The following is a 19100-nucleotide window of genomic DNA, read 5'->3' as shown; positions in this document are numbered from 1 at the left end:
TTAAAGGAATCAGTGGATACGGACCATGACTGAAGTTGCCCTGGACACCGCAACCCCACACGCTCCCTCGGTCATCCGGCTGCTGCTCGACAAACTCGGCGTGGCCTACCGCGAGGTGGTCGAACATCCGCACCTGCCGGCAGCGTCGCGGGTACAGGCCGTGCTGCTCGACGACGAGGTCGGCGCCCTGATGGTGCTATTCCCGCAGAGCCAGCTGCTGGACCTCAACCGCCTGGCCGAACTGACCGGTCGCAAGCTCACTGCGGTGTCGGTGCCTCGCCTGAAGCAGATGCTGGACAAGCACCAGCTCAAGGCCCTGCCAGGCATTCCGGCGCTGACCAGCTCGCCGTGCCAGTACGAAAAGAGCCTGCTCGACGCCGAAACCGTGTTTATCCAGTCTGGCGAAGCCGGCCTGCTGCTGGAAATCGAACGCGCACACTTCAAGCGGATGCTGGCCAAGGCCAGCGCCAGCAGCTTCGGCCAGGAAGTCGAGGCAATCAACCCCAACCTCGACCGCCCCGATGATGACACCCGGGAAATCACCAACGCCGTCCAGGCCTTCACTGCCCGGCGCATCCAGAAGCGCCTGGAAGAAACCATCGAAATCCCGCCGCTGGCCGACACCGCGCAAAAGATCATCAAGCTACGGGTAGACCCCAACGCCAGCATCGACGATATCACCGGCGTGGTCGAAACCGATCCGGCGCTGGCGGCACAGGTGGTGAGCTGGGCGGCATCGCCCTACTACGCCTCTCCGGGCAAGATCCGCTCGGTGGAAGACGCCATCGTGCGTGTGCTGGGCTTCGACCTGGTGATCAACCTGGCCCTGGGCCTGGCGCTGGGCAAGACCCTGAGCCTGCCGAAAGACCACCCGCAGCAAGCCACGCCGTACTGGCAGCAGTCGATCTACACCGCCGCGATCATCGAAGGCCTGACCCGCGCCATGCCACGGGCCGAGCGCCCTGAGGCCGGCCTGACCTACCTGGCCGGGCTGCTGCACAACTTTGGCTACCTGCTGTTGGCGCACGTTTTCCCGCCGCACTTCTCGCTGATCTGCCGCCACCTGGAGGTCAACCCGCACCTGTGCCACACCTATGTGGAACAACACCTGCTGGGCATCAGCCGCGAGCAGATCGGTGCATGGTTGATGAAGCTGTGGGACATGCCGGAAGAACTGTCCGCCGCACTGCGCTTCCAGCACGACCCGGCCTATGAAGGCGAGTTTTCGGCGTTCCCCAACCTGGTGTGCCTGGCTACACGATTGCTGCGCTCGCGGGGGATTGGCTCGGGGCCACAGCAGGAGATTCCAGACGAATTGCTGGAGCGGCTGGGGATTACCCGGGACAAGGCCGAGGATGTGGTGAACAAGGTGCTCGAAGCAGAGAGCCTGCTGCGTGAGCTGGCTTCGCAGTTCCACGCCCCGCATTAAGCATTAACGCGTAACCTGTGGGAGCGGGCGTGCCCGCGAACACCGGCGAAGCCGGTGCCATGCACCGCGTCGTTTGTTTCGCGGGCATGCCCGCTCCCACAGGTAAAGCATCGACATCCCCGTTGGGTTTCAGCCCTTCTTCTTCGGCTTCAGGTACTTCATCAATCCCTGGAACCACATCACCAGCGCCGGGTTGCCCTTGATCTGGATGTGCTTGTCCTGAATCCCCTGCATGAACGCCAATTGCTTGTTACCTGCCTGCATGGTGGTGAAACCATAGGCAGCGTCCTTGAAGGCGATGGCGAACGCTGGCTGCGGGTGCGCACCGCCCTTGCTGCTGATGCGTTCGTTGTTGACTATGAAGTGCCGGGCGACCTTGCCGTCCAGGGTCTGCATCTGGAACACCAGGTCCTTGCCCTTGAGCTGCTGCTGGAACGCCGGGTTGTTGCGGCTGGCCCTGGCCATCAACAGCCCCATGGCCCAGAGAAGAAAGCGGAACTTCATCAACGCGCCTCGAATTAAAAGTGACTAAGGCGCGCAGTCTATCCTTTTCCAGAACTATTTATGCAAGTTCGAAACATTTTGCCTGCAGAAAGCACAACGGGCGCCCTGGGGCGCCCGCTTGGCTGACACTGGAGTTGTCAGGGAGCGATCACTTGCCTTTCTTGGCCGGCTTGACGGGGGCGTTGACGCTGTCGCGCAGGTTCTTGCCTGGCTTGAAAGCCACGGTATTGCTGGCCTTGATCTTGACCGGTTCACCGGTTTGCGGGTTCTTGCCGGTACGCGCACCGCGATGACGTTTTTCGAAGGTGCCGAAACCGACCAGGGTCACGGTGTCCTTGTCCAGGGCACCCGTGATGCTGTCGAGAATCGCGTTCAAAACCTGATTGGCCTTTTCCTTGGTCAGATCGGCCTTTTCGGCGATGACGGCGGCGAGTTCTGGTTTGCGCATAGTGAAGCCTCTTTGACGGAATTCTTGTTGTTATGCCGTGCTGCCCTGGGAGCAGCGCTCAAGGCACCGCAGGCTCTAATCTGCGGCAGACGGAAGTGAGGATGGCACGTGCACAGGGGCCGCGCCAGTATCTGGGCGGCCATTGTGCAAGCAACAACAGGATAAATCCGACAGAACGCCAGCTATTTACGCCATCACGGCCGGCAGCTGGCGATTCAGGGCCAGCTTTTCCATCACGGCCGCCCCGGTGAGGGCGTAGCCCAGCAGCTTGCCCTCTGCATCAAGGCAGAGCACCTTGAGGTCACTGCCCTGCCCCTCTACCTGCCAGGTGCCTTCGTGGCCCAGGGGCGGCGACGAGACCACCAGCGGGCAGGCCGGGGTTTTCACGGTGATCGGCATCGGCCCGTAGGCGACCGTTGTCGGCTTGCCGGCCAGGGTTTGCGCCAGGGCCCGGGCACAGCTCATCAGCGGCATCACATAAAGCAGGTTGATGCCATCGACTTCGGCACAGTCGCCAAGGGCAAAGATATTGGCGTGGGACGAGCGCAACTGGCGGTCCACGCAAACGCCGCGGTTGGTCTGCAGGCCAGCAGCGGCAGCCAAGTCGGTGCGCGGGCGCAGGCCGATGGCCGAAACCACCAGGTCACAGGTGATCACGCTGCCGTCGGACAAGTGCGCCTCCAGGCCCTGCGCCACCTGCTGCAGGCGGGTCAGTACCGGACCGAGGTGAAAGCGCACGCCCAGGCCTTCCAGCCCGGCCTGCACGGCAGTGGCAGCAGCCGGGTGCAGCAGGGTCGGCATGACTTGCTCGCACGGCGCCACCACATCGACCTGGAAGCCGCCCAGGCTCATGTCGTTGGCGAATTCGCAGCCGATCAGGCCGGCACCGAGGATCAGCACACGCTGTTTGCCGACGGCGGCGGCACGGAAGCGCGCGTAGTCTTCCAGATCGTTGATCGGGAACACCCGATCGCCGCCATCACCTTCGATCGGCACCTGCACCGTCTGCGCCCCCCAGGCCAGCACCAGATCGCGGTATTCCACCGCCTCTTCACCTATCCACAAGCGCTTGTGGCCCGGGTCGATGCCGCTGATGCGGGTATGGGTGCGAATCTCGGCATTCAGTTGCTCGGCCATGGCGCCCGGCTCGGCCATGCACAGGCCGTCGGCGTCCTTCTGCTTGGCAAAGCCGGTGGACAGCATGGGCTTGGAGTAGGAACGACCGTCATCGGCGGTGATCAGCAGCAGCGGCGTCTGCGCATCGAGCTTGCGAAATTCACGGGCCAGGTTGTAGCCCGCAAGGCCGGTACCGATGATTACCACAGGGGACGTCATGTCGTGCTTTCCTCGATTAGCCGATGGAGATCATTTCAAAGTCGCTCTTGCCCACGCCGCAGTCGGGGCACAGCCAGTCTTCAGGCACGTCTTCCCAGCGTGTGCCGGGGGCGATGCCGTCGTCGGGCCAGCCTTCGGCTTCGTCGTAGATCAGGCCACAGACAATACATTGCCACTTCTTCATCAGGTCTTTTTCCTCGGTTCAAGCTGGAGCTTTGTGTTGCTGCTGATGGCCTCTTCGCGGGTGAACCCGCTCCTACAGCGACCGCGTAGCCTGTGGGAACGGGTTTACCCGCGACGAAGCCTGCGCGCAATTCGTGGGGCTTTGTAGCGGCCCTGTCAGCAGTATGCAAGCAGTCCGGGCAATCATGCTAAGCTCGCCGCCTCTCTGGTTGTAACAAGCAGACCGACGTGTCGTACGAATCCCCGCAAGCAGCCGCTGTCGCGTGGCTGCCGTATTCACGGCTGGCGACCGACATCGACCAGCCCACCCTTGACTGGCTGTTCGACGAGGGCTCGCTGACCCGTCGCCTGACCCGCCTGTCCAACGATCACTTCTCCGTTACCCCGCTGTTCGAGGGCTGGCAGCCGCTGCGCGATGACGAATGCCAGGCACTGGGCATCGCCGCCGGTGCCGAAGGCTGGGTGCGCGAGGTGTACCTGCGCGGCCATGGCCAACCCTGGGTGTTCGCCCGCAGCGTCGCCAGCCGCAGCGCCCTGGAGCGCGGCGGGCTGGACCTTGAAACCTTGGGCAGCCGTTCGCTGGGCGAGTTGCTGTTCTGCGACCAGGCATTCATCCGCCACCCCATCGAGGTGTGCAGTTATCCACAGGCCTGGCTGCCGAGCGAGGCCGCCCATACTGCGCTGTGGGGCCGCCGGTCGCGCTTCGAACGTGGCGGCCTGGACCTGCTGGTGGCAGAGGTGTTTCTGCCGGCATTGTGGCAAGCGGCCAAGGAGGAAAACCGCTGATGTACCTGCAACTGCTGAAGTCTCTCAACCGCCTGCACCCACGGGCCTGGGACTTTGTCCAGCTCAGCCGCATGGACCGGCCAATTGGTATCTACCTGCTGCTGTGGCCGACCTTGTCGGCGGTGTGGATTGCTGGCAACGGTTCACCAACCCTGGCCAACGTGCTGATCTTTGGCCTCGGTGTGGTGCTGATGCGCGCCGCAGGTTGCTGCATCAACGACTTTGCCGACCGCAAGGTGGACGGCCACGTCAAACGCACCGCCGACCGCCCCCTGGCCAGCGGCCGGGTCCGCCCGCGCGAAGCATTGGCGCTGTTCGCCATCCTGGTCGGAGTGAGCTTCCTGCTGGTGCTGTGCACCAACAGCCGCACGGTGTGGCTGTCGTTCGGTGCGGTAGCTCTGGCGTTCTGCTACCCGTTCATGAAGCGCTACACCTATTACCCGCAGGTGGTGCTGGGGGCGGCGTATTCCTGGGGCATTCCCATGGCCTTCACCGCAGCGGGTGGCGAGCTGCCGGCCAGCGCCTGGCTGCTGTATATCGCCAACCTGCTGTGGACGGTGGGCTACGACACCTACTACGCCATGGTCGACCGTGATGACGACCTGAAGATTGGCGTGAAGTCGACCGCCATCCTGTTCGGCGATGCCGACCGCACCATCATCCTGACCTTGCAGCTGCTGTCGCTGGGCTGCCTGTTGCTGGCCGGCAGCCGCTTCGAGCTGGGTGGCTGGTTCCACCTGGGGCTGCTGGGCGCGGCGGCGTGCTTTGCCTGGGAGTACTGGTCGACGCGCAAGCTGGACCGGGAGTCGTGCTTCAAGGCGTTTCTGCACAATCACTGGGCGGGGATGCTGGTGTTTATCGGGGTAGTATTGGATTACGCACTGCGTTGAAGCTGAGGGCCCTATCGCCGGCAATCTCAAGGCTTGGCAACGTGCCAGACGTCCTTCATGCCGTCACCGGTCATGTCGCCGGCTTTTTTGTCCTTGATGAAGGTGTACAGCGGCTTGCCGTCATAGGCCCACTGCTTGCTGCCATCATCGCGCATTACTACTGTCCACTTGTCCTTGGCCGGTTCGTCATTGGCCTTCACCATCAGCGGCGGCCAGTTTTTTGCGCATTCGCCATTGCACATCGACTTGCCGCCCGCATCCTTGTCGAAGGTGTACAGGGTCATGCCGGCATGATCGACCAACATGCCGCCCTTCTCCATCGCATGGTCGGCCAAGGCCACCCCCGGGAGCGCCAGCGCAGTGAAAAGGGCCATCCAGCTCAGCGTTTGTCGTGTCATTGGATTCACCATTGTTTCGGGGGGATTGGGTTCAAGTTGCCGCAAACACGGCCCTTTCAAGCCTAGTTCAGTCACGGAATGTCGCCAGAACGGCCAACACCCTGTCACACAGCTGCAATAATTCCGTTATCTAATGCGGGCCAAGACACCGTATCCAGGAGAGGTTTTGAGCATGGTTGGCAGGAACATTCTGATCGTCGACGACGAAGCACCAATTCGCGAGATGATCGCCGTTGCCCTGGAAATGGCCGGCTATGACTGCCTGGAAGCGGAAAACTCCCAACAGGCCCACGCGATCATCGTCGACCGCAAACCGGACCTGATACTGCTCGATTGGATGCTGCCGGGCACCTCCGGTATCGAGTTGGCCCGCCGCCTCAAGCGCGACGAGCTGACCGGCGACATCCCGATCATCATGCTCACCGCCAAGGGCGAAGAGGACAACAAGATCCAAGGCCTGGAGGTGGGTGCCGACGACTACATCACCAAGCCGTTCTCACCACGCGAGCTGGTCGCCCGCCTGAAAGCCGTGCTGCGCCGCACCGGCCCGAGCGACAGCGAGGCACCGATCGAAGTCGGTGGCCTGCTGCTCGACCCGATCAGCCACCGCGTGACCATCGACGGCAAGCCAGCCGAGATGGGCCCTACCGAATACCGCCTGCTGCAGTTCTTCATGACCCACCAGGAGCGCGCCTACACCCGTGGCCAACTGCTGGACCAGGTATGGGGCGGTAACGTCTATGTCGAGGAACGCACCGTCGACGTACACATCCGCCGCCTGCGCAAGGCGCTGGGTGAAGCCTACGAAAATCTGGTACAAACCGTCCGGGGCACCGGCTACCGCTTCTCGACCAAGAGCTGATCGAGCTGAAAGGCGCCAAGCTGCACGTCGTTGTACAAGGACCGTCAATTGAACCAGAACTGGCACGCGACCCTGATTCGCCACCTGCTACTGCTGATTACCGTCTGCCTGATCGGTGGGCTGGTCAGTGGCTACTATGGCTGGAGCCTGGCCATCGGCCTGGCGCTCTACCTGGGCTGGACCCTCAAGCAACTGCTGCGCCTGCATGACTGGCTGCGCAACCACCAACCCGACGAAGCACCGCCCGATGGCTACGGGCTGTGGGGCGAGGTGTTCGACAGCATCTACCACTTGCAACGCCGCGACCAGCGTGTACGCGGCCGCCTGCAGGCGGTGATCGACAGGGTGCAGGAGTCTACTGCCGCACTGCGAGACGCAGTGATCATGCTCGACAGCGATGGCAACCTGGAATGGTGGAACCGCGCCGCCGAGACCCTGCTGGGCTTCAAGACCCCACAGGACGGCGGCCAGCAGGTGACCAACCTGGTGCGCCACCCGCGCTTCAAGGAGTACTTCGAGGCGGGAAACTACCTCGAGCCGCTGGAAATCCCTTCGCCGATCAACGACCGCATGCGCGTGCAGTTGCACATCACCCGCTACGGCAACAACGAGCACCTGATGCTGGTGCGCGACGTTACCCGCATCCACCAGCTGGAGCAGATGCGCAAGGACTTCGTCGCCAACGTGTCCCACGAGCTGCGCACGCCGCTGACGGTCATCACCGGCTACCTGGAAACCCTGCTGGACAACGTCGAGGACGTGAACCCGCGCTGGAGCCGAGCCCTGCAACAGATGAGCCAGCAAGGCTCACGCATGCAGACACTGCTCAACGACCTGTTGCTGCTGGCCAAGCTTGAGGCCACCGACTATCCGTCGGACAACCACCCGGTGGCGGTCGACGCCTTGCTCTGCGCGATCAAGAACGACGCCCAGGCTCTGTCCGGGCCCCGCAAACAGCGCATCACCCTTGAAGCCGCGCCCGGTGTGCAGTTGAAGGGCAGCGAGTCAGAGCTGCGCAGTGCCTTTTCCAACCTGGTGTTCAACGCGGTCAAGTACACCCAGGACGAAGGCAGCATACGGATTCGCTGGTGGGCCGATGCCCAGGGCGCACACCTGTCGGTGCAGGACTCGGGGGTGGGCATCGATGCCAAGCACCTGCCACGTCTGACCGAGCGCTTCTACCGGGTCGACTCCAGCCGTGCGTCGAATACCGGGGGCACCGGGCTGGGGCTGGCGATCGTCAAGCATGTGCTGATGCGCCACCGCGGCAAGCTGGAGATCAGCAGCGTGCCGGGGCATGGCAGTACGTTTACCTGTCACTTCGCGCCGGCACAATTGGCCAACGGCAAGGCTTGAGATCGGGGCTGCTGCGCAGCCCTTCGCGGGCACGCCCGCTCCCACAGGGACCGCAATAAGTCCGCCACCCTTTGCTTTTACGGTCCCAGCCGCTACATTGGACCCCCTGTGCCAGCAAGAGCTGGCACTTTTTTTCTCTCTATCTCGAAGACGGACCCCGTAAAAACTCCATCATGGACCCTTCCCCTGGTATCAGCCTCACCTCGTTATTCGCCGATTTCGGCATGATCATCTTTGCCTTGCTCCTGGTGCTGCTCAACGGCTTCTTCGTTGCCGCCGAGTTCGCCATGGTCAAGCTGCGCGCCACCCGCGTCGAGTCCATCGCCGAGCTGCATGGCTGGCGTGGCAGCATCCTGCGCAAGGTGCACAACCAGCTCGACGCCTATCTTTCGGCCTGCCAGCTGGGCATCACCCTCGCCTCGCTGGGCCTGGGCTGGGTCGGTGAACCGGCGTTCGCCCATCTGCTCGAGCCGCTGCTGGCATACCTTGGCGTGGACACGCCCGAGCTGATCAAGGCCATCTCGTTCTTCGTCGCCTTCTTCGTCATCTCGTACCTGCACATCGTGGTCGGCGAGCTGGCGCCCAAGTCCTGGGCCATCCGCAAGCCAGAACTGCTGTCACTGTGGACCGCCGTGCCGCTGTACCTGTTCTACTGGGTGATGTACCCGGCCATCTACCTGCTCAATGCCAGCGCCAACACCATCCTGCGCATTGCCGGCCAGGGCGAGCCCGGCCCACACCACGAGCACCACTACAGCCGTGAAGAGCTCAAGCTGATCCTGCACTCCAGCCGTGGCCAGGACCCGAGCGACCAAGGCATGCGCGTGCTGGCCTCGGCTGTGGAAATGGGCGAGCTGGAGGTGGTCGACTGGGCCAACTCGCGCGAGGACATGGTCAGCATCGACGCCCATGCGCCGTTGAAGCAGATCCTGGCGCTGGTGCGCCGCCACAAGTTCAGCCGCTACCCGGTGTACGACGCCGAGCGTGAGGAGTTCACCGGCCTGCTGCATATCAAGGACCTGCTGCTGGAACTGGCCGAACTCGAGCACCTGCCCGAAACCATCGACCTCGACGACCTGGCCAGGCCGCTGGAGCGCGTGTCGCGGCACATGCCCCTGGCGCAATTGCTGGAGCAGTTCCGCAAGGGCGGCGCGCACTTCGTACTGGTGGAGGAAGCCGATGGCAAGGTGATTGGCTACCTGACCATGGAAGACGTGCTGGAAGTGCTGGTAGGTGACATCCAGGACGAGCACCGCAAGACCGAGCGCGGCATCCTCGCCTACCAGCCGGGCAAGCTGCTGGTGCGTGGCGACACGCCGCTGTTCAAGGTCGAGCGCCTCCTGGGCGTCGACCTTGACCATATCGAAGCGGAAACCCTCGCGGGGCTGGTCTACGAGACACTCAAGCGCGTGCCTGAAGAAGAGGAAGTGCTGGAGGTCGAAGGGCTGCGCATCATCATCAAGAAGATGAAAGGGCCGAAGATCGTGCTGGCCAAGGTGCTCAAGCTGGATTGAGGGCCATTCGCGGGCTCGCCCGCTCCTACAGGATCGCCAAAGGCCAGGCCTTTCAGATTACCAGTGGGAGCGGGCAAGCCCGCGAAGAAGCCGACACGGATCATGGATTACCCGCAGTGAAGTCAGGCAACCCACCAATCGGCCTGTCGAACCGATAAGGTATCGACTCCAGCGCCAACCCCACATTGCGCTGCACCACGAAATGCAGGTGCGGCCCGGTACTGTTGCCGGTATTGCCCGACTTGGCCAGCATCTGCCCCTGCCGCACTCGTTGCCCCTCCGCCACTACCACCGACCCGCGCATCAGGTGCAGGTAGACGCCCATGGTACCGTCCGGGTGCAGGATCCTGACGAAATTGCCCGAGGGGTTGGGGCCGCGCCCGCTCTGGCTGTTCTCCGTCTTCACCACCACCCCTTCCCGCGCCGCGATGATGGTGGTGCCTTCGGGCATGGCGATGTCCATGGCGTAACGCCCCTTGGGCCCAAAATGACTGACCCGGCCATTGGGGCCCTGGGTCACGCGGAACGGCCCGCCAATCCAGGGGAATGCATAGCGGAAGCCCTGGGGCCGCTTGCCCGGGTCGCCCATGGCCTGTAGCAGGGTCGAGCGGTAGTTCAGCAGCATCCCGGGGCGCCCCCTGAGCACGCTGAGCATTTGCGTGGTGCGCGGCGGCAGTACCCGGCGCACGGTACGCGGGGCATTGCCACCTTGTGCGTTCACCAGGTTGTCCAGGCGCAACTCCACCTCCACTGGCACGTGTAGCTGGTTGCGGGCCGAAAAGCTCACGCCGCCGTTGAAGGTTATCGCGTTCAGCAGAACCTGGCCTTCGGGCACCTCGACCATAGGTACGCGCCGCACAAAGGTTTTGGCACCGGGGCCGGGCCGGTCGGAATAGGAGGTCACACGGCCATCATCGGTGATCTCGTAAATGGTCATGCCCAGGCTCGACGCCGAGGCCATGAGCAATGCACAGAACAGCAGCAGGCGGGCGGGCATGATAGTGGCTTTTTGACAGTTACGATCTGTCGAAGCCTAGCAGGGGGTTTTGTGACGGGTATGACAGTTGGTCGGATGGCGTCAACAGGACTGGCCCCATCGCCGGCAAGCCAGCTCCCACAGGAAATGCACAAGGCCCGAGGTTGACGCTGTACATGTGGGAGCTGGCTTGCCGGCGATGGAGCCAGTAGTCATTACTCAGGCGCCCGGGGTGAAATGCTTCTGCGCCGTCCCGCGGGCAATCAGCCGCGACAGGTAGTCGAGCTTCTGGGCATCCTGGTCGACGAACTTGAAGGTCAGTTGCAACCAGTCACTGTCGGGCTTGGGTTCCAGTGCCGCGACGGCATGCAGGTAGCCGTTCAGGCGCGCAACTTCGGCGTTCTCGCCCTGCTCCAGGTCCAGCACCGCGCCTTCCAGCACCTGTGGCAGCGCTTCGCCACGGCGCACCACCAGCAGCGCCTCTTTCAGGCTCAGCGCCTTGATCACGCACGGCTGCATGCCGCCGGCCAGGCGCAACTGGCCCTGGCCACGGCCGGTCGGCGCGGGAGTGGCGGGCCGGGGGGCATTGGCCACTGGCCTGGCGGGTGCGGTTGCAGGTGCCGGAGCTGGCGCCGCAACCTTCACCGCTTCAGGCTTGCCGGCTGTCAGCGCATTCAGCGAGTCATTGGCGAACGCCGAGTTGACCCGTGCCGGGCCGCTGGACATCAGGCTGTCGAGCTTGCCGATCTTGGTCAGGGCCTTTTTCACCTTGGTCAGCAATTGCTCGTTGGTGAATGGCTTGCCGACAAAATCGGAAACGCCCGCCTGAATCGCCTGGATGACGTTTTCCTTGTCGCCACGGCTGGTCACCATGATGAATTGCAGGTTCTTCAACTCAGGCTGCTGGCGGCACCAGGTGAGCAGTTCCAGGCCGGACATTTCCGGCATTTCCCAGTCGCACAGAACCAGGTCGAACGCTTCCTTGCCCAGCATGGCCATTGCCTTGCGACCGTTGACGGCGTCGTCGATGGTCATGCCCGGGAAGGCATTGCGCAGGCATTTGCGGACCAGATCACGGATAAACGGGGCGTCATCCACGACCAGCACATTCACTTTACTCATCGATACTCCTTCTGAATCCCGACTAGCCTACCGCCGAATAATGGCCACTTGCTACAACCTGGTCACGCCGGGACTTCTTCACATCGTTCGCGGGTGCCTGCCGGCTCCTCGACCGCAAACGAAAACGCCCGGCCAAGGCCGGGCGTCGATGCTCGGGAGCAACCTTACTTATCGTCAGGTTCAGCCGGAACATTAGCGTTTTCGCCGTCGGAAACAGCAGTGCCTTGCACTTCTGCCGTCATGCGCTTGAGGCCCATGTGACGCACGTCGGTGCCGCGCACCAGATAGATCACCAGCTCGGAGATATTGCGCGCATGGTCGCCGATACGCTCCAGCGAACGCAGGACCCAGATCACGCTCAGTACCCGCGAGATCGAGCGCGGGTCTTCCATCATGTAGGTCACCAGCTCACGCAGGGCGGTCTTGTATTCGCGGTCGATGGTCTTGTCGTACTGGGCCACCGACAGTGCCAGGTCGGCGTCGAAGCGGGCAAAGGCGTCCAGCGCGTCACGGACCATGTTGCGTACCTGGTCGCCGATGTGGCGCACCTCGACATAGCCGCGCGGTGACTCGCCTTCCTCGCACAGCTGGATGGCGCGGCGGGCGATCTTGGTCGACTCGTCACCGATGCGCTCCAGGTCAATCACCGACTTGGAGATGCTGATGATCAGACGCAGGTCGGAGGCCGCCGGCTGACGACGGGCGAGGATGCGCAGGCACTCCTCGTCGATGTTGCGCTCCATCTGGTTGATCTGCTCGTCGACTTCGCGCACTTGCTGGGCCAGGCCCGAGTCGGCTTCGATCAGCGCAGTGACTGCGTCGTTGACCTGTTTTTCGACCAGGCCGCCCATGGCCAGCAGGTGGCTACGCACCTCTTCGAGCTCGGCGTTGAACTGCTGGGAAATGTGATGCGTAAGGCTTTCTTTGTTGATCATCGTTCGCTCCGCGAAGAAGCTGCAAGCTTCAAGTAGTTCATGTCATTCCCTGTGGGAGCGGGCGTGCCCGCGAACACCGGCGAAGCCGGTGCCACACACCGCGGCGCCTGCTTCGCGGGCACGCCCGCTCCCACAGGGGTCGCGCGGCTGCTAGCCGTAGCGACCGGTGATGTAGTCTTCGGTCTGTTTCTTCGCCGGGTTGGTGAACAGGGTGTCGGTATCCCCGAATTCGACCAGTTTGCCCATGTACATGAACGCGGTGTAGTCCGAAACACGGGCCGCCTGCTGCATGTTGTGGGTCACGATGACGATGGTGTACTTGGATTTCAATTCGTAGATCAGTTCCTCGACTTTCAGGGTCGAGATCGGGTCCAGTGCCGAGCACGGTTCGTCGAGCAGCAGCACTTCCGGCTCCACGGCGATGGTGCGGGCGATGACCAGACGCTGCTGCTGGCCACCGGACAGGCCCAGTGCCGAATCGTGCAGGCGGTCCTTGACCTCGTCCCACAGTGCCGCGCCCTTCAGCGCCCATTCGACCGCTTCGTCCAGCACGCGCTTCTTGTTGATGCCCTGGATCCGCAGGCCGTAGACCACGTTTTCGTAGATGGTCTTTGGGAACGGGTTGGGCTTCTGGAACACCATGCCCACACGACGGCGCAGCTCGGCCACGTCTTCGCCCTTGCGGTAGATGTTATTGCCATACAGGTTGATGGCGCCTTCCACGCGGCAACCATCAACCAGATCGTTCATGCGGTTGAAGGTGCGCAGCAGGGTCGACTTGCCGCAGCCGGACGGGCCGATAAAGGCGGTCACGCGCTGCTTGGGAATGTTCATCTGCACATCGAACAGCGCTTGTTTGTCACCGTAGAACAGGCTCAGGCCCGGCACTTCGATGGCTACGGTTTCTTCGGCCAGGCGCAGGCTCTGCTTGTCGCGGCCCAGGGCAGACATGTCGATGCCGTGGGTATGGGATTCTTGCTGCATGGTCAACTCCATACGCTAACAATTCGTTTCAAAGGGCCGCCCGTTTCACGGGCGGCACGCTTGCAATCAGGATCAGCTGTCGAGGGCCTTGTACTTCTCGCGCAGGTGGTTACGGATCCACACGGCCGAGAGGTTGAGGGCCGCGATCACCAGCACCAGCAGCAACGCCGTGGCGTATACCAGCGGCCGCGCGGCTTCTACGTTGGGGCTCTGGAAGCCGACGTCATAGATATGGAAGCCCAGGTGCATGATCTTCTGGTCCAGGTGCAGGTACGGGTAGTTCCCGTCCACCGGCAGGGATGGAGCCAGCTTTACCACACCCACCAGCATCAACGGCGCCACTTCACCGGCGGCGCGGGCCACGGCTAGGATCATGCCGGTCATCATCGCCGGGCTGGCCATCGGCAGGACGATCTTCCACAGGGTTTCGGCCTTGGTAGCGCCCAGGGCCAGCGAGCCTTCGCGCACGGTGCGCGGGATACGCGCCAGGCCTTCCTCGGTGGCCACGATCACCACCGGCACGGCCAGCAGCGCCAGGGTCAGCGATGCCCACAACAGGCCTGGGGTACCCAGGGTTGGCGCCGGCAGAGCTTCGGGGAAGAACAGGCGGTCGATCGAGCCACCCAGCACGTAGACGAAGAAGCCCAAGCCGAACACGCCGTAGACGATCGCCGGCACACCCGCCAGGTTGTTCACCGCGATGCGGATCAAGCGGGTCACCGGGCCCTGTCTGGCGTATTCGCGCAGGTACACGGCAGCCAGCACACCGAACGGGGTGACGATCACGGCCATGATCAGGGTCATCATCACGGTACCGAAGATGGCCGGGAAGATACCGCCCTCAGTGTTGGCTTCACGCGGGTCATCGCTGAGGAACTCCCAGACCTTGGTGAAGTAGGTGCCCAGCTTGGTGAACCCCGACATGGCGTTAGGCTGGATGGCGTGCACCACCTTGCTGAGGTTGATTTCCACTTCACGGCCGTTGCCATCACGTGCCACCAGGCTGTCGCGGGCGAAGGCCTGGTGCAGGCCGGTCAGGCGGTCTTCGATGGCCTTGTAGCGACTGTTCAACTCAGCGCGCTCGGCGTCCATATCGGCCTGGGCGGCGGCGTCCAGCTTGCCGTCCAGCTCCAGCTTGCGCGCTTGCAGACGCAGGCGCTCGAGGCCATGGTTGATGGCGCCGATGTCTTTCTTTTCGAGGCTTTGCAGTTCGCTGTTGAGCTGGTTGGCGCGCTTGAGGCGGGCCTGCAGCTCGGCCCAGGCCGCAGCGCCTTCGGCGACCACGCGGCCGTCTTCCTTGACGCTGACCAGGTAGCCGTAGAAGTTGCCCCACTCGCGGCGCTCCAGGGCGACCAGGTCGGTCGGGTGCCTTTCGTCGACCAGCCAGTCGCCGACCACCCAGGTGAAGTCGCTGCCGTTGAGGTCGCGGTTGCCCACCTTGATCAGCTCACGGGTCATGAACTCCGGGCCTTGGTCAGGCACTGGCAGGCCAGCGCCCTTCAGGCGGGCACGGGGTACTTCTTCCTTTTGCACCACTTCGCCAATGACGACATGGTCGGCCTGGCCCGGCACCTTGTAGGTAGCCTGGACAAGATCGGCCGGCCAGAAGTGGCCCAGGCCGCGCACGGCAATCACCGCCAGCAGGCCAACGGTCATGATCACTGCCATGGCTACCGCGCCGCCGCTCATCCAGACGCCTGGGGCGCCGCTCTTGAACCAGCCTTTGAGGGAATCCTTTTTCACGGATCGCTACCTTTCTATCAAAGCGACGAGTATTTCTTGCGCAGACGCTGGCGAATCAGCTCGGCCAAGGTGTTCATGATGAAGGTGAACATCAGCAGCACCAGCGCGGCCAGGAACAGCACGCGGTAGTGGCTGCCGCCGACTTCCGATTCCGGCATTTCCACCGCCACGTTGGCGGCCAGGGTGCGCATGCCCTCGAACAGGTTCAGCTCCATCACCGGGGTGTTGCCGGTGGCCATCAGCACGATCATGGTCTCGCCCACCGCACGGCCCATGCCGATCATCAGCGCCGAGAAGATACCTGGGCTGGCGGTGAGGATGACCACGCGGGTCAGGGTCTGCCAGGGCGTCGCACCCAGGGCCAGGGAGCCCAGGGTCAGGCTGCGCGGCACACTGAACACGGCGTCTTCGGCGATGGAGTAGATGTTCGGGATGACCGCGAAGCCCATGGCGATACCCACGACCAGGGCATTGCGCTGGTCGTAGGTTATCCCCAGGTCGTTGGTGATCCACAGGCGCATGTCACCGCCAAAGAACCAGTTCTCGAGGTGCGGGCTCATGGTCAGGGCGAACCAGCCGGTGAACAGGATGACCGGGATCAGGATCGCCGCTTCCCAGCCATCCGGGATACGCAGGCGGATCGACTCGGGCAGGCGGGTCCAGGCGAAGCCGGCCAGCAGGATACCGAGCGGCATCAGCAGGAACAGGCTGAACACGCCCGGCAGGTGGCCTTCCAGGTACGGGGCGAGGAACAGGCCGGCGAAGAAGCCGAGGATCACCGTCGGCATCGCTTCCATCAGTTCGATCACCGGCTTGACCTTGCGGCGCATGCCCGGGGCCATGAAGTAGGCGGTGTAGATGGCCGCGGCGATCGCCAGCGGGGCCGCCAGGATCATGGCGTAGAACGCAGCCTTGAGGGTACCGAAGGTCAGCGGCGACAGGCTCAGTTTGGGCTCGAAGTCGGTGTTCGAAGCGGTCGATTGCCAGACGTATTTCGGCTCGTCGTAGTTCTCGTACCAAACTTTGCCCCACAGCGCGCTGAAGGAAATTTCCGGATGCGGGTTGCGCAGGCTAAGTGGCAGCAGCTTGCCGCCTTCTTCGATGATGATGCGGTTGGCACGTGGCGACAGGGCCAGGATGCCAGGGCCTTCGGCGGCCGGCTCGACCAGCAGGGTACGGTGCGCGGTGCTGTGGAACACGCCCAGCTCGCCTGCGGCGTCGAGGGCGACGAAGCCCTTGCGGCGCTCTTCGGCGTCGATCTGTACGACCGCGGCCTTGCCCATCTGGAAGGTGCGGATCAGCTTGAAGCGCGATTCGCCATCCGGGTCACGGGCCATGAACCACTGGGCCAGGCCGCCCTTGGAATCACCGATGATCAGCGAGATGCCGCCGACCAGCTGGGCGGTGGCGGTAATTTCGGTGTCGGCGCTTTCAGACAGTTTGTAGCGGCCGTTGAGGCTCTTGTCGCGCAGGTTGAACACGTCCGCGGTGGCACGGCCGTTGATCACGTACAACCACTGCTGACGCGGGTCGATGAAGATGTTCTTCACCGTTTCGGTCATCTGCGGCAGTTCGATGCGGTTCTGCTCGGTCGTGACCTCTTCGGTCATCATGTTCTCGGTGCGGGTCAACTCGACCACCTGCAGGTGCGCGCCGGTGGAAGCAGCCAGCAGCAGGGTGTCGCCATTGACGTTTACGCTGACATGATCCAGCGCACGCCCCTGCTCGTCGAGCACGAACGGCTGCTCGCCGTACGGGTAGTCGATGCCGGGGGCGATGGTTTTCTTGTTGTCCGGGTAGGTGATCTTGTAGGTGTGGTGAAACACCAGCGCCTGGCCATTGGACAAGCCCAGCACCACCAGCGGGCTACCCGGCTGGTCGGCACTGATCGAAGTGACCTGGGTGCCTGCCGGCAGTGGCAGGTCGACACGCTTGAGCTCGTTACCGGTCTTGGTATCGAAGAACAGTGCCTGGCCCTTGTCCGAAACACGCATGCCCACCAGGTTCTGCTCTTCAAGCGCGATCATCAGCGGCTTGCCGGCATCCTGTTGCAGCCAGGTCGGCTCCAGGGCTTTCTTGCTGGTCAGCTCGGCGCCCTGGAACAGCGGCAGCACCACATAGGCCAGATAGAAGAAGATCAGGGTGATAGCCGCCAATACGGCAAGCCCGCCCACCAGTACATACCAGCGGGTCAGGCGGTCCTTTAGCGCGCGCATGCGGCGCTTGCGTTGCAACTCCGGCGTATTGAAATCAATCCGCACGGGCTGGGAGTTTTGGGTCATGTTGGAATTGGCCAGATCATTCATGCGCACACCCTAGCGGTCCCGTGTGACAAAAACATTACAAATTGGTGACGCACGAAAGCCCGCCGCACAGGAAACCTGGCTTCGGACTGAAATTTCGTGGAAGAGGCCGGGCGTCAGCGCCGGCCTCCCCCTCAGTTACTTACTTCTTTGCGACGTTACCTGCGTGGGACAGGCCCAGGTCAGCCAAGGTCTTGTCGACGACTTTGGCCGGCAGCGGAATGTAGCCATCCTTCACCACGACCTGCTGGCCAGCTTGCGACAGCACCAGCTTGACGAACTCGGCTTCCAGCGGGGCCAGAGGCTTGTTCGGCGCCTTGTTGACATAGACGTACAGGAAGCGCGACAGCGGGTAGGTGCCGTTCAGAGCGTTGGCTTCGTTGTCTTCAACGAACTCGCCGCCTTCCTTCTTGGCCAGGGCCACAGTCTTGACGCTGGCGGTCTTGTAGCCGATGCCCGAGTAGCCGATGCCGTTCAGCGAGGAGCTGATCGACTGCACGACCGAAGCCGAGCCAGGCTGTTCGTTGACGTTAGGCTTGAAGTCGCCTTTGCACAGGGCTTCTTCCTTGAAGTAGCCGTAGGTGCCCGATACCGAGTTACGGCCGAACAGCTGTACTGGCTTGTTGGCCAGGTCGCCGGTCACGCCCAGGTCACCCCAGGTCTTGACGTCGGCTTTGCCACCGCACAGGCGGGTGGAAGAGAAGATGGCGTCGACCTGGGCCATGGTCAGGCCTTTGATCGGGTTGTCCTTGTGCACGAACACAGCCAGGGCGTCTACGGCGACCGGGATGGCGGTCGGTTTGTAGCCGTACTTCTGCTCGAAGGCCTGCAGCTCGACGTCCTTCATCTTGCGGCTCATCGGGCCGAGGTTGGCGGTGCCTTCGGTCAGCGCGGGTGGCGCGGTGGAGGAGCCGGCAGCCTGGATCTGGATGTTTACGTTCGGATATTCCTTCTTGTAGGCCTCGGCCCACAGAGTCATCAGGTTGGCGAGGGTGTCCGAACCGACGCTGGAGAGGTTGCCCGAAACACCGGTGGTCTTGGTGTAGGTCGGGATCGCAGGATCGACAGCGGCTACCGCGTTGGCGGTTGCAACGCCAGCGGCGGCAAAGGTGAGGGCCGCCATCAAACGCTTCAGTTTCATGCCTTGCTCCTAGCAGGAATATTGGGGTGTTGGATGGAACGGGCCCAAGTATCTGCAGGCCGCATGAATACGATATGACTTGAATATGACAATTGGATGAAAGGCCATCATCAAAAGCAGGTCTGGCCTCTTCGCGGGCATGCCCGCTCCCCCCAAGGCGGTGTGGCCCCCTTGTGGGAGGGGGGGTCCTA

General features: G+C 62.9%; 18 protein-coding genes. 6 read left to right on the top strand and 12 right to left on the bottom strand.

The features are described 5' to 3' along the window. Window positions 1–25 precede the first annotated feature (25 nt). Complete coding sequence (locus ACLCGK_RS05495) at window positions 26–1429, top strand: aminoacyl-tRNA deacylase and HDOD domain-containing protein (RefSeq protein WP_015272341.1); 1404 nt, start codon at window positions 26–28, stop codon at window positions 1427–1429. 129 nt (window positions 1430–1558) lie between these two features. On the opposite strand, the gene ACLCGK_RS05490 is transcribed toward ACLCGK_RS05495, so the two are convergent. The 4 genes from ACLCGK_RS05490 to ACLCGK_RS05475 form a co-directional block, all read right to left on the bottom strand. Beyond that, window positions 1559–1933, bottom strand: coding sequence for a helicase (locus tag ACLCGK_RS05490; RefSeq protein ID WP_003258183.1), 375 nt, complete (start codon window positions 1931–1933; stop codon window positions 1559–1561). A gap of 148 nt (window positions 1934–2081) precedes the next feature. Then, window positions 2082–2381: an HU family DNA-binding protein gene (locus tag ACLCGK_RS05485; protein WP_013974808.1), complete on the bottom strand. Its 300-nt coding sequence runs from the start codon at window positions 2379–2381 to the stop codon at window positions 2082–2084. A 186-nt stretch (window positions 2382–2567) separates the two neighbouring features. Next, window positions 2568–3716, bottom strand: coding sequence for an NAD(P)/FAD-dependent oxidoreductase (locus ACLCGK_RS05480; RefSeq protein WP_410951452.1), 1149 nt, complete (start codon window positions 3714–3716; stop codon window positions 2568–2570). A gap of 16 nt (window positions 3717–3732) precedes the next feature. After that, the gene (locus tag ACLCGK_RS05475; RefSeq protein WP_003253349.1) at window positions 3733–3900 is read right to left on the bottom strand and encodes a rubredoxin; all 168 of its coding nucleotides are present in this window, start codon (window positions 3898–3900) and stop codon (window positions 3733–3735) included. Between the two features lie 227 nt (window positions 3901–4127). Here ACLCGK_RS05475 and ACLCGK_RS05470 point away from each other — a divergent pair, with 227 nt between their 5' ends. Together ACLCGK_RS05470 and ubiA are read left to right on the top strand one after the other, a co-directional pair. Beyond that, window positions 4128–4685 (top strand): chorismate--pyruvate lyase family protein, encoded by a 558-nt coding sequence (locus tag ACLCGK_RS05470; protein ID WP_015272344.1) that lies wholly within the window; start codon window positions 4128–4130, stop codon window positions 4683–4685. Continuing rightward, a complete protein-coding gene (ubiA, locus tag ACLCGK_RS05465) occupies window positions 4685–5575 on the top strand; it encodes a 4-hydroxybenzoate octaprenyltransferase (RefSeq protein ID WP_015272345.1) in 891 nt (296 codons plus the stop codon). The genes ACLCGK_RS05470 and ubiA overlap by 1 nt, the downstream gene beginning before the upstream one ends. A gap of 26 nt (window positions 5576–5601) precedes the next feature. On the opposite strand, the gene ACLCGK_RS05460 is transcribed toward ubiA, so the two are convergent. Beyond that, entirely contained in the window at window positions 5602–5973 is a 372-nt protein-coding gene (locus ACLCGK_RS05460; protein WP_024087921.1) for a hypothetical protein, read from the bottom strand. Between the two features lie 172 nt (window positions 5974–6145). On the opposite strand from ACLCGK_RS05460, the gene phoB reads away from it, so the two are divergent. The 3 genes from phoB (at window position 6146) to ACLCGK_RS05445 (ending at window position 9705) form a co-directional block, all read left to right on the top strand. Next, window positions 6146–6835: a phosphate regulon transcriptional regulator PhoB gene (gene phoB, locus ACLCGK_RS05455; protein WP_003253341.1), complete on the top strand. Its 690-nt coding sequence runs from the start codon at window positions 6146–6148 to the stop codon at window positions 6833–6835. 48 nt (window positions 6836–6883) lie between these two features. Then, window positions 6884–8191, top strand: a complete 1308-nt coding sequence (gene phoR / locus ACLCGK_RS05450; protein ID WP_023661986.1) for a phosphate regulon sensor histidine kinase PhoR — start codon at window positions 6884–6886, stop codon at window positions 8189–8191. Window positions 8192–8364: 173 nt separating this feature from the next. Continuing rightward, the gene (locus ACLCGK_RS05445) at window positions 8365–9705 is read left to right on the top strand and encodes a hemolysin family protein (protein WP_013974815.1); all 1341 of its coding nucleotides are present in this window, start codon (window positions 8365–8367) and stop codon (window positions 9703–9705) included. A 100-nt stretch (window positions 9706–9805) separates the two neighbouring features. On the opposite strand, the gene ACLCGK_RS05440 is transcribed toward ACLCGK_RS05445, so the two are convergent. From ACLCGK_RS05440 to ACLCGK_RS05410, 7 genes are all read right to left on the bottom strand, one after another. Next, window positions 9806–10702: a M23 family metallopeptidase gene (locus ACLCGK_RS05440; protein ID WP_013974816.1), complete on the bottom strand. Its 897-nt coding sequence runs from the start codon at window positions 10700–10702 to the stop codon at window positions 9806–9808. 198 nt (window positions 10703–10900) lie between these two features. Continuing rightward, window positions 10901–11803 carry a response regulator gene (locus ACLCGK_RS05435; RefSeq protein WP_410951451.1) on the bottom strand — a complete coding sequence of 301 codons (903 nt, stop codon included), beginning with the start codon at window positions 11801–11803 and terminating at the stop codon, window positions 10901–10903. A 164-nt stretch (window positions 11804–11967) separates the two neighbouring features. Beyond that, the gene (gene phoU, locus ACLCGK_RS05430) at window positions 11968–12738 is read right to left on the bottom strand and encodes a phosphate signaling complex protein PhoU (RefSeq protein ID WP_013974818.1); all 771 of its coding nucleotides are present in this window, start codon (window positions 12736–12738) and stop codon (window positions 11968–11970) included. A 150-nt stretch (window positions 12739–12888) separates the two neighbouring features. Next, window positions 12889–13722 (bottom strand): phosphate ABC transporter ATP-binding protein PstB, encoded by an 834-nt coding sequence (gene pstB / locus ACLCGK_RS05425; RefSeq protein ID WP_003258171.1) that lies wholly within the window; start codon window positions 13720–13722, stop codon window positions 12889–12891. Window positions 13723–13794: 72 nt separating this feature from the next. Further along, entirely contained in the window at window positions 13795–15411 is a 1617-nt protein-coding gene (gene pstA / locus ACLCGK_RS05420; protein ID WP_182329544.1) for a phosphate ABC transporter permease PstA, read from the bottom strand. Between the two features lie 71 nt (window positions 15412–15482). After that, entirely contained in the window at window positions 15483–17771 is a 2289-nt protein-coding gene (locus ACLCGK_RS05415; protein WP_015272350.1) for an ABC transporter permease subunit, read from the bottom strand. A 139-nt stretch (window positions 17772–17910) separates the two neighbouring features. Further along, window positions 17911–18909, bottom strand: a complete 999-nt coding sequence (locus ACLCGK_RS05410) for a phosphate ABC transporter substrate-binding protein PstS (protein ID WP_013974822.1) — start codon at window positions 18907–18909, stop codon at window positions 17911–17913. Window positions 18910–19100: the final 191 nt, after the last annotated feature.

The sequence above is a fragment of the Pseudomonas sp. S1(2024) genome, assembly GCF_046557535.1.
Note: the sequence above shows the minus strand (reverse complement) of the source record. Positions and strands in the feature narration are given on the sequence as shown.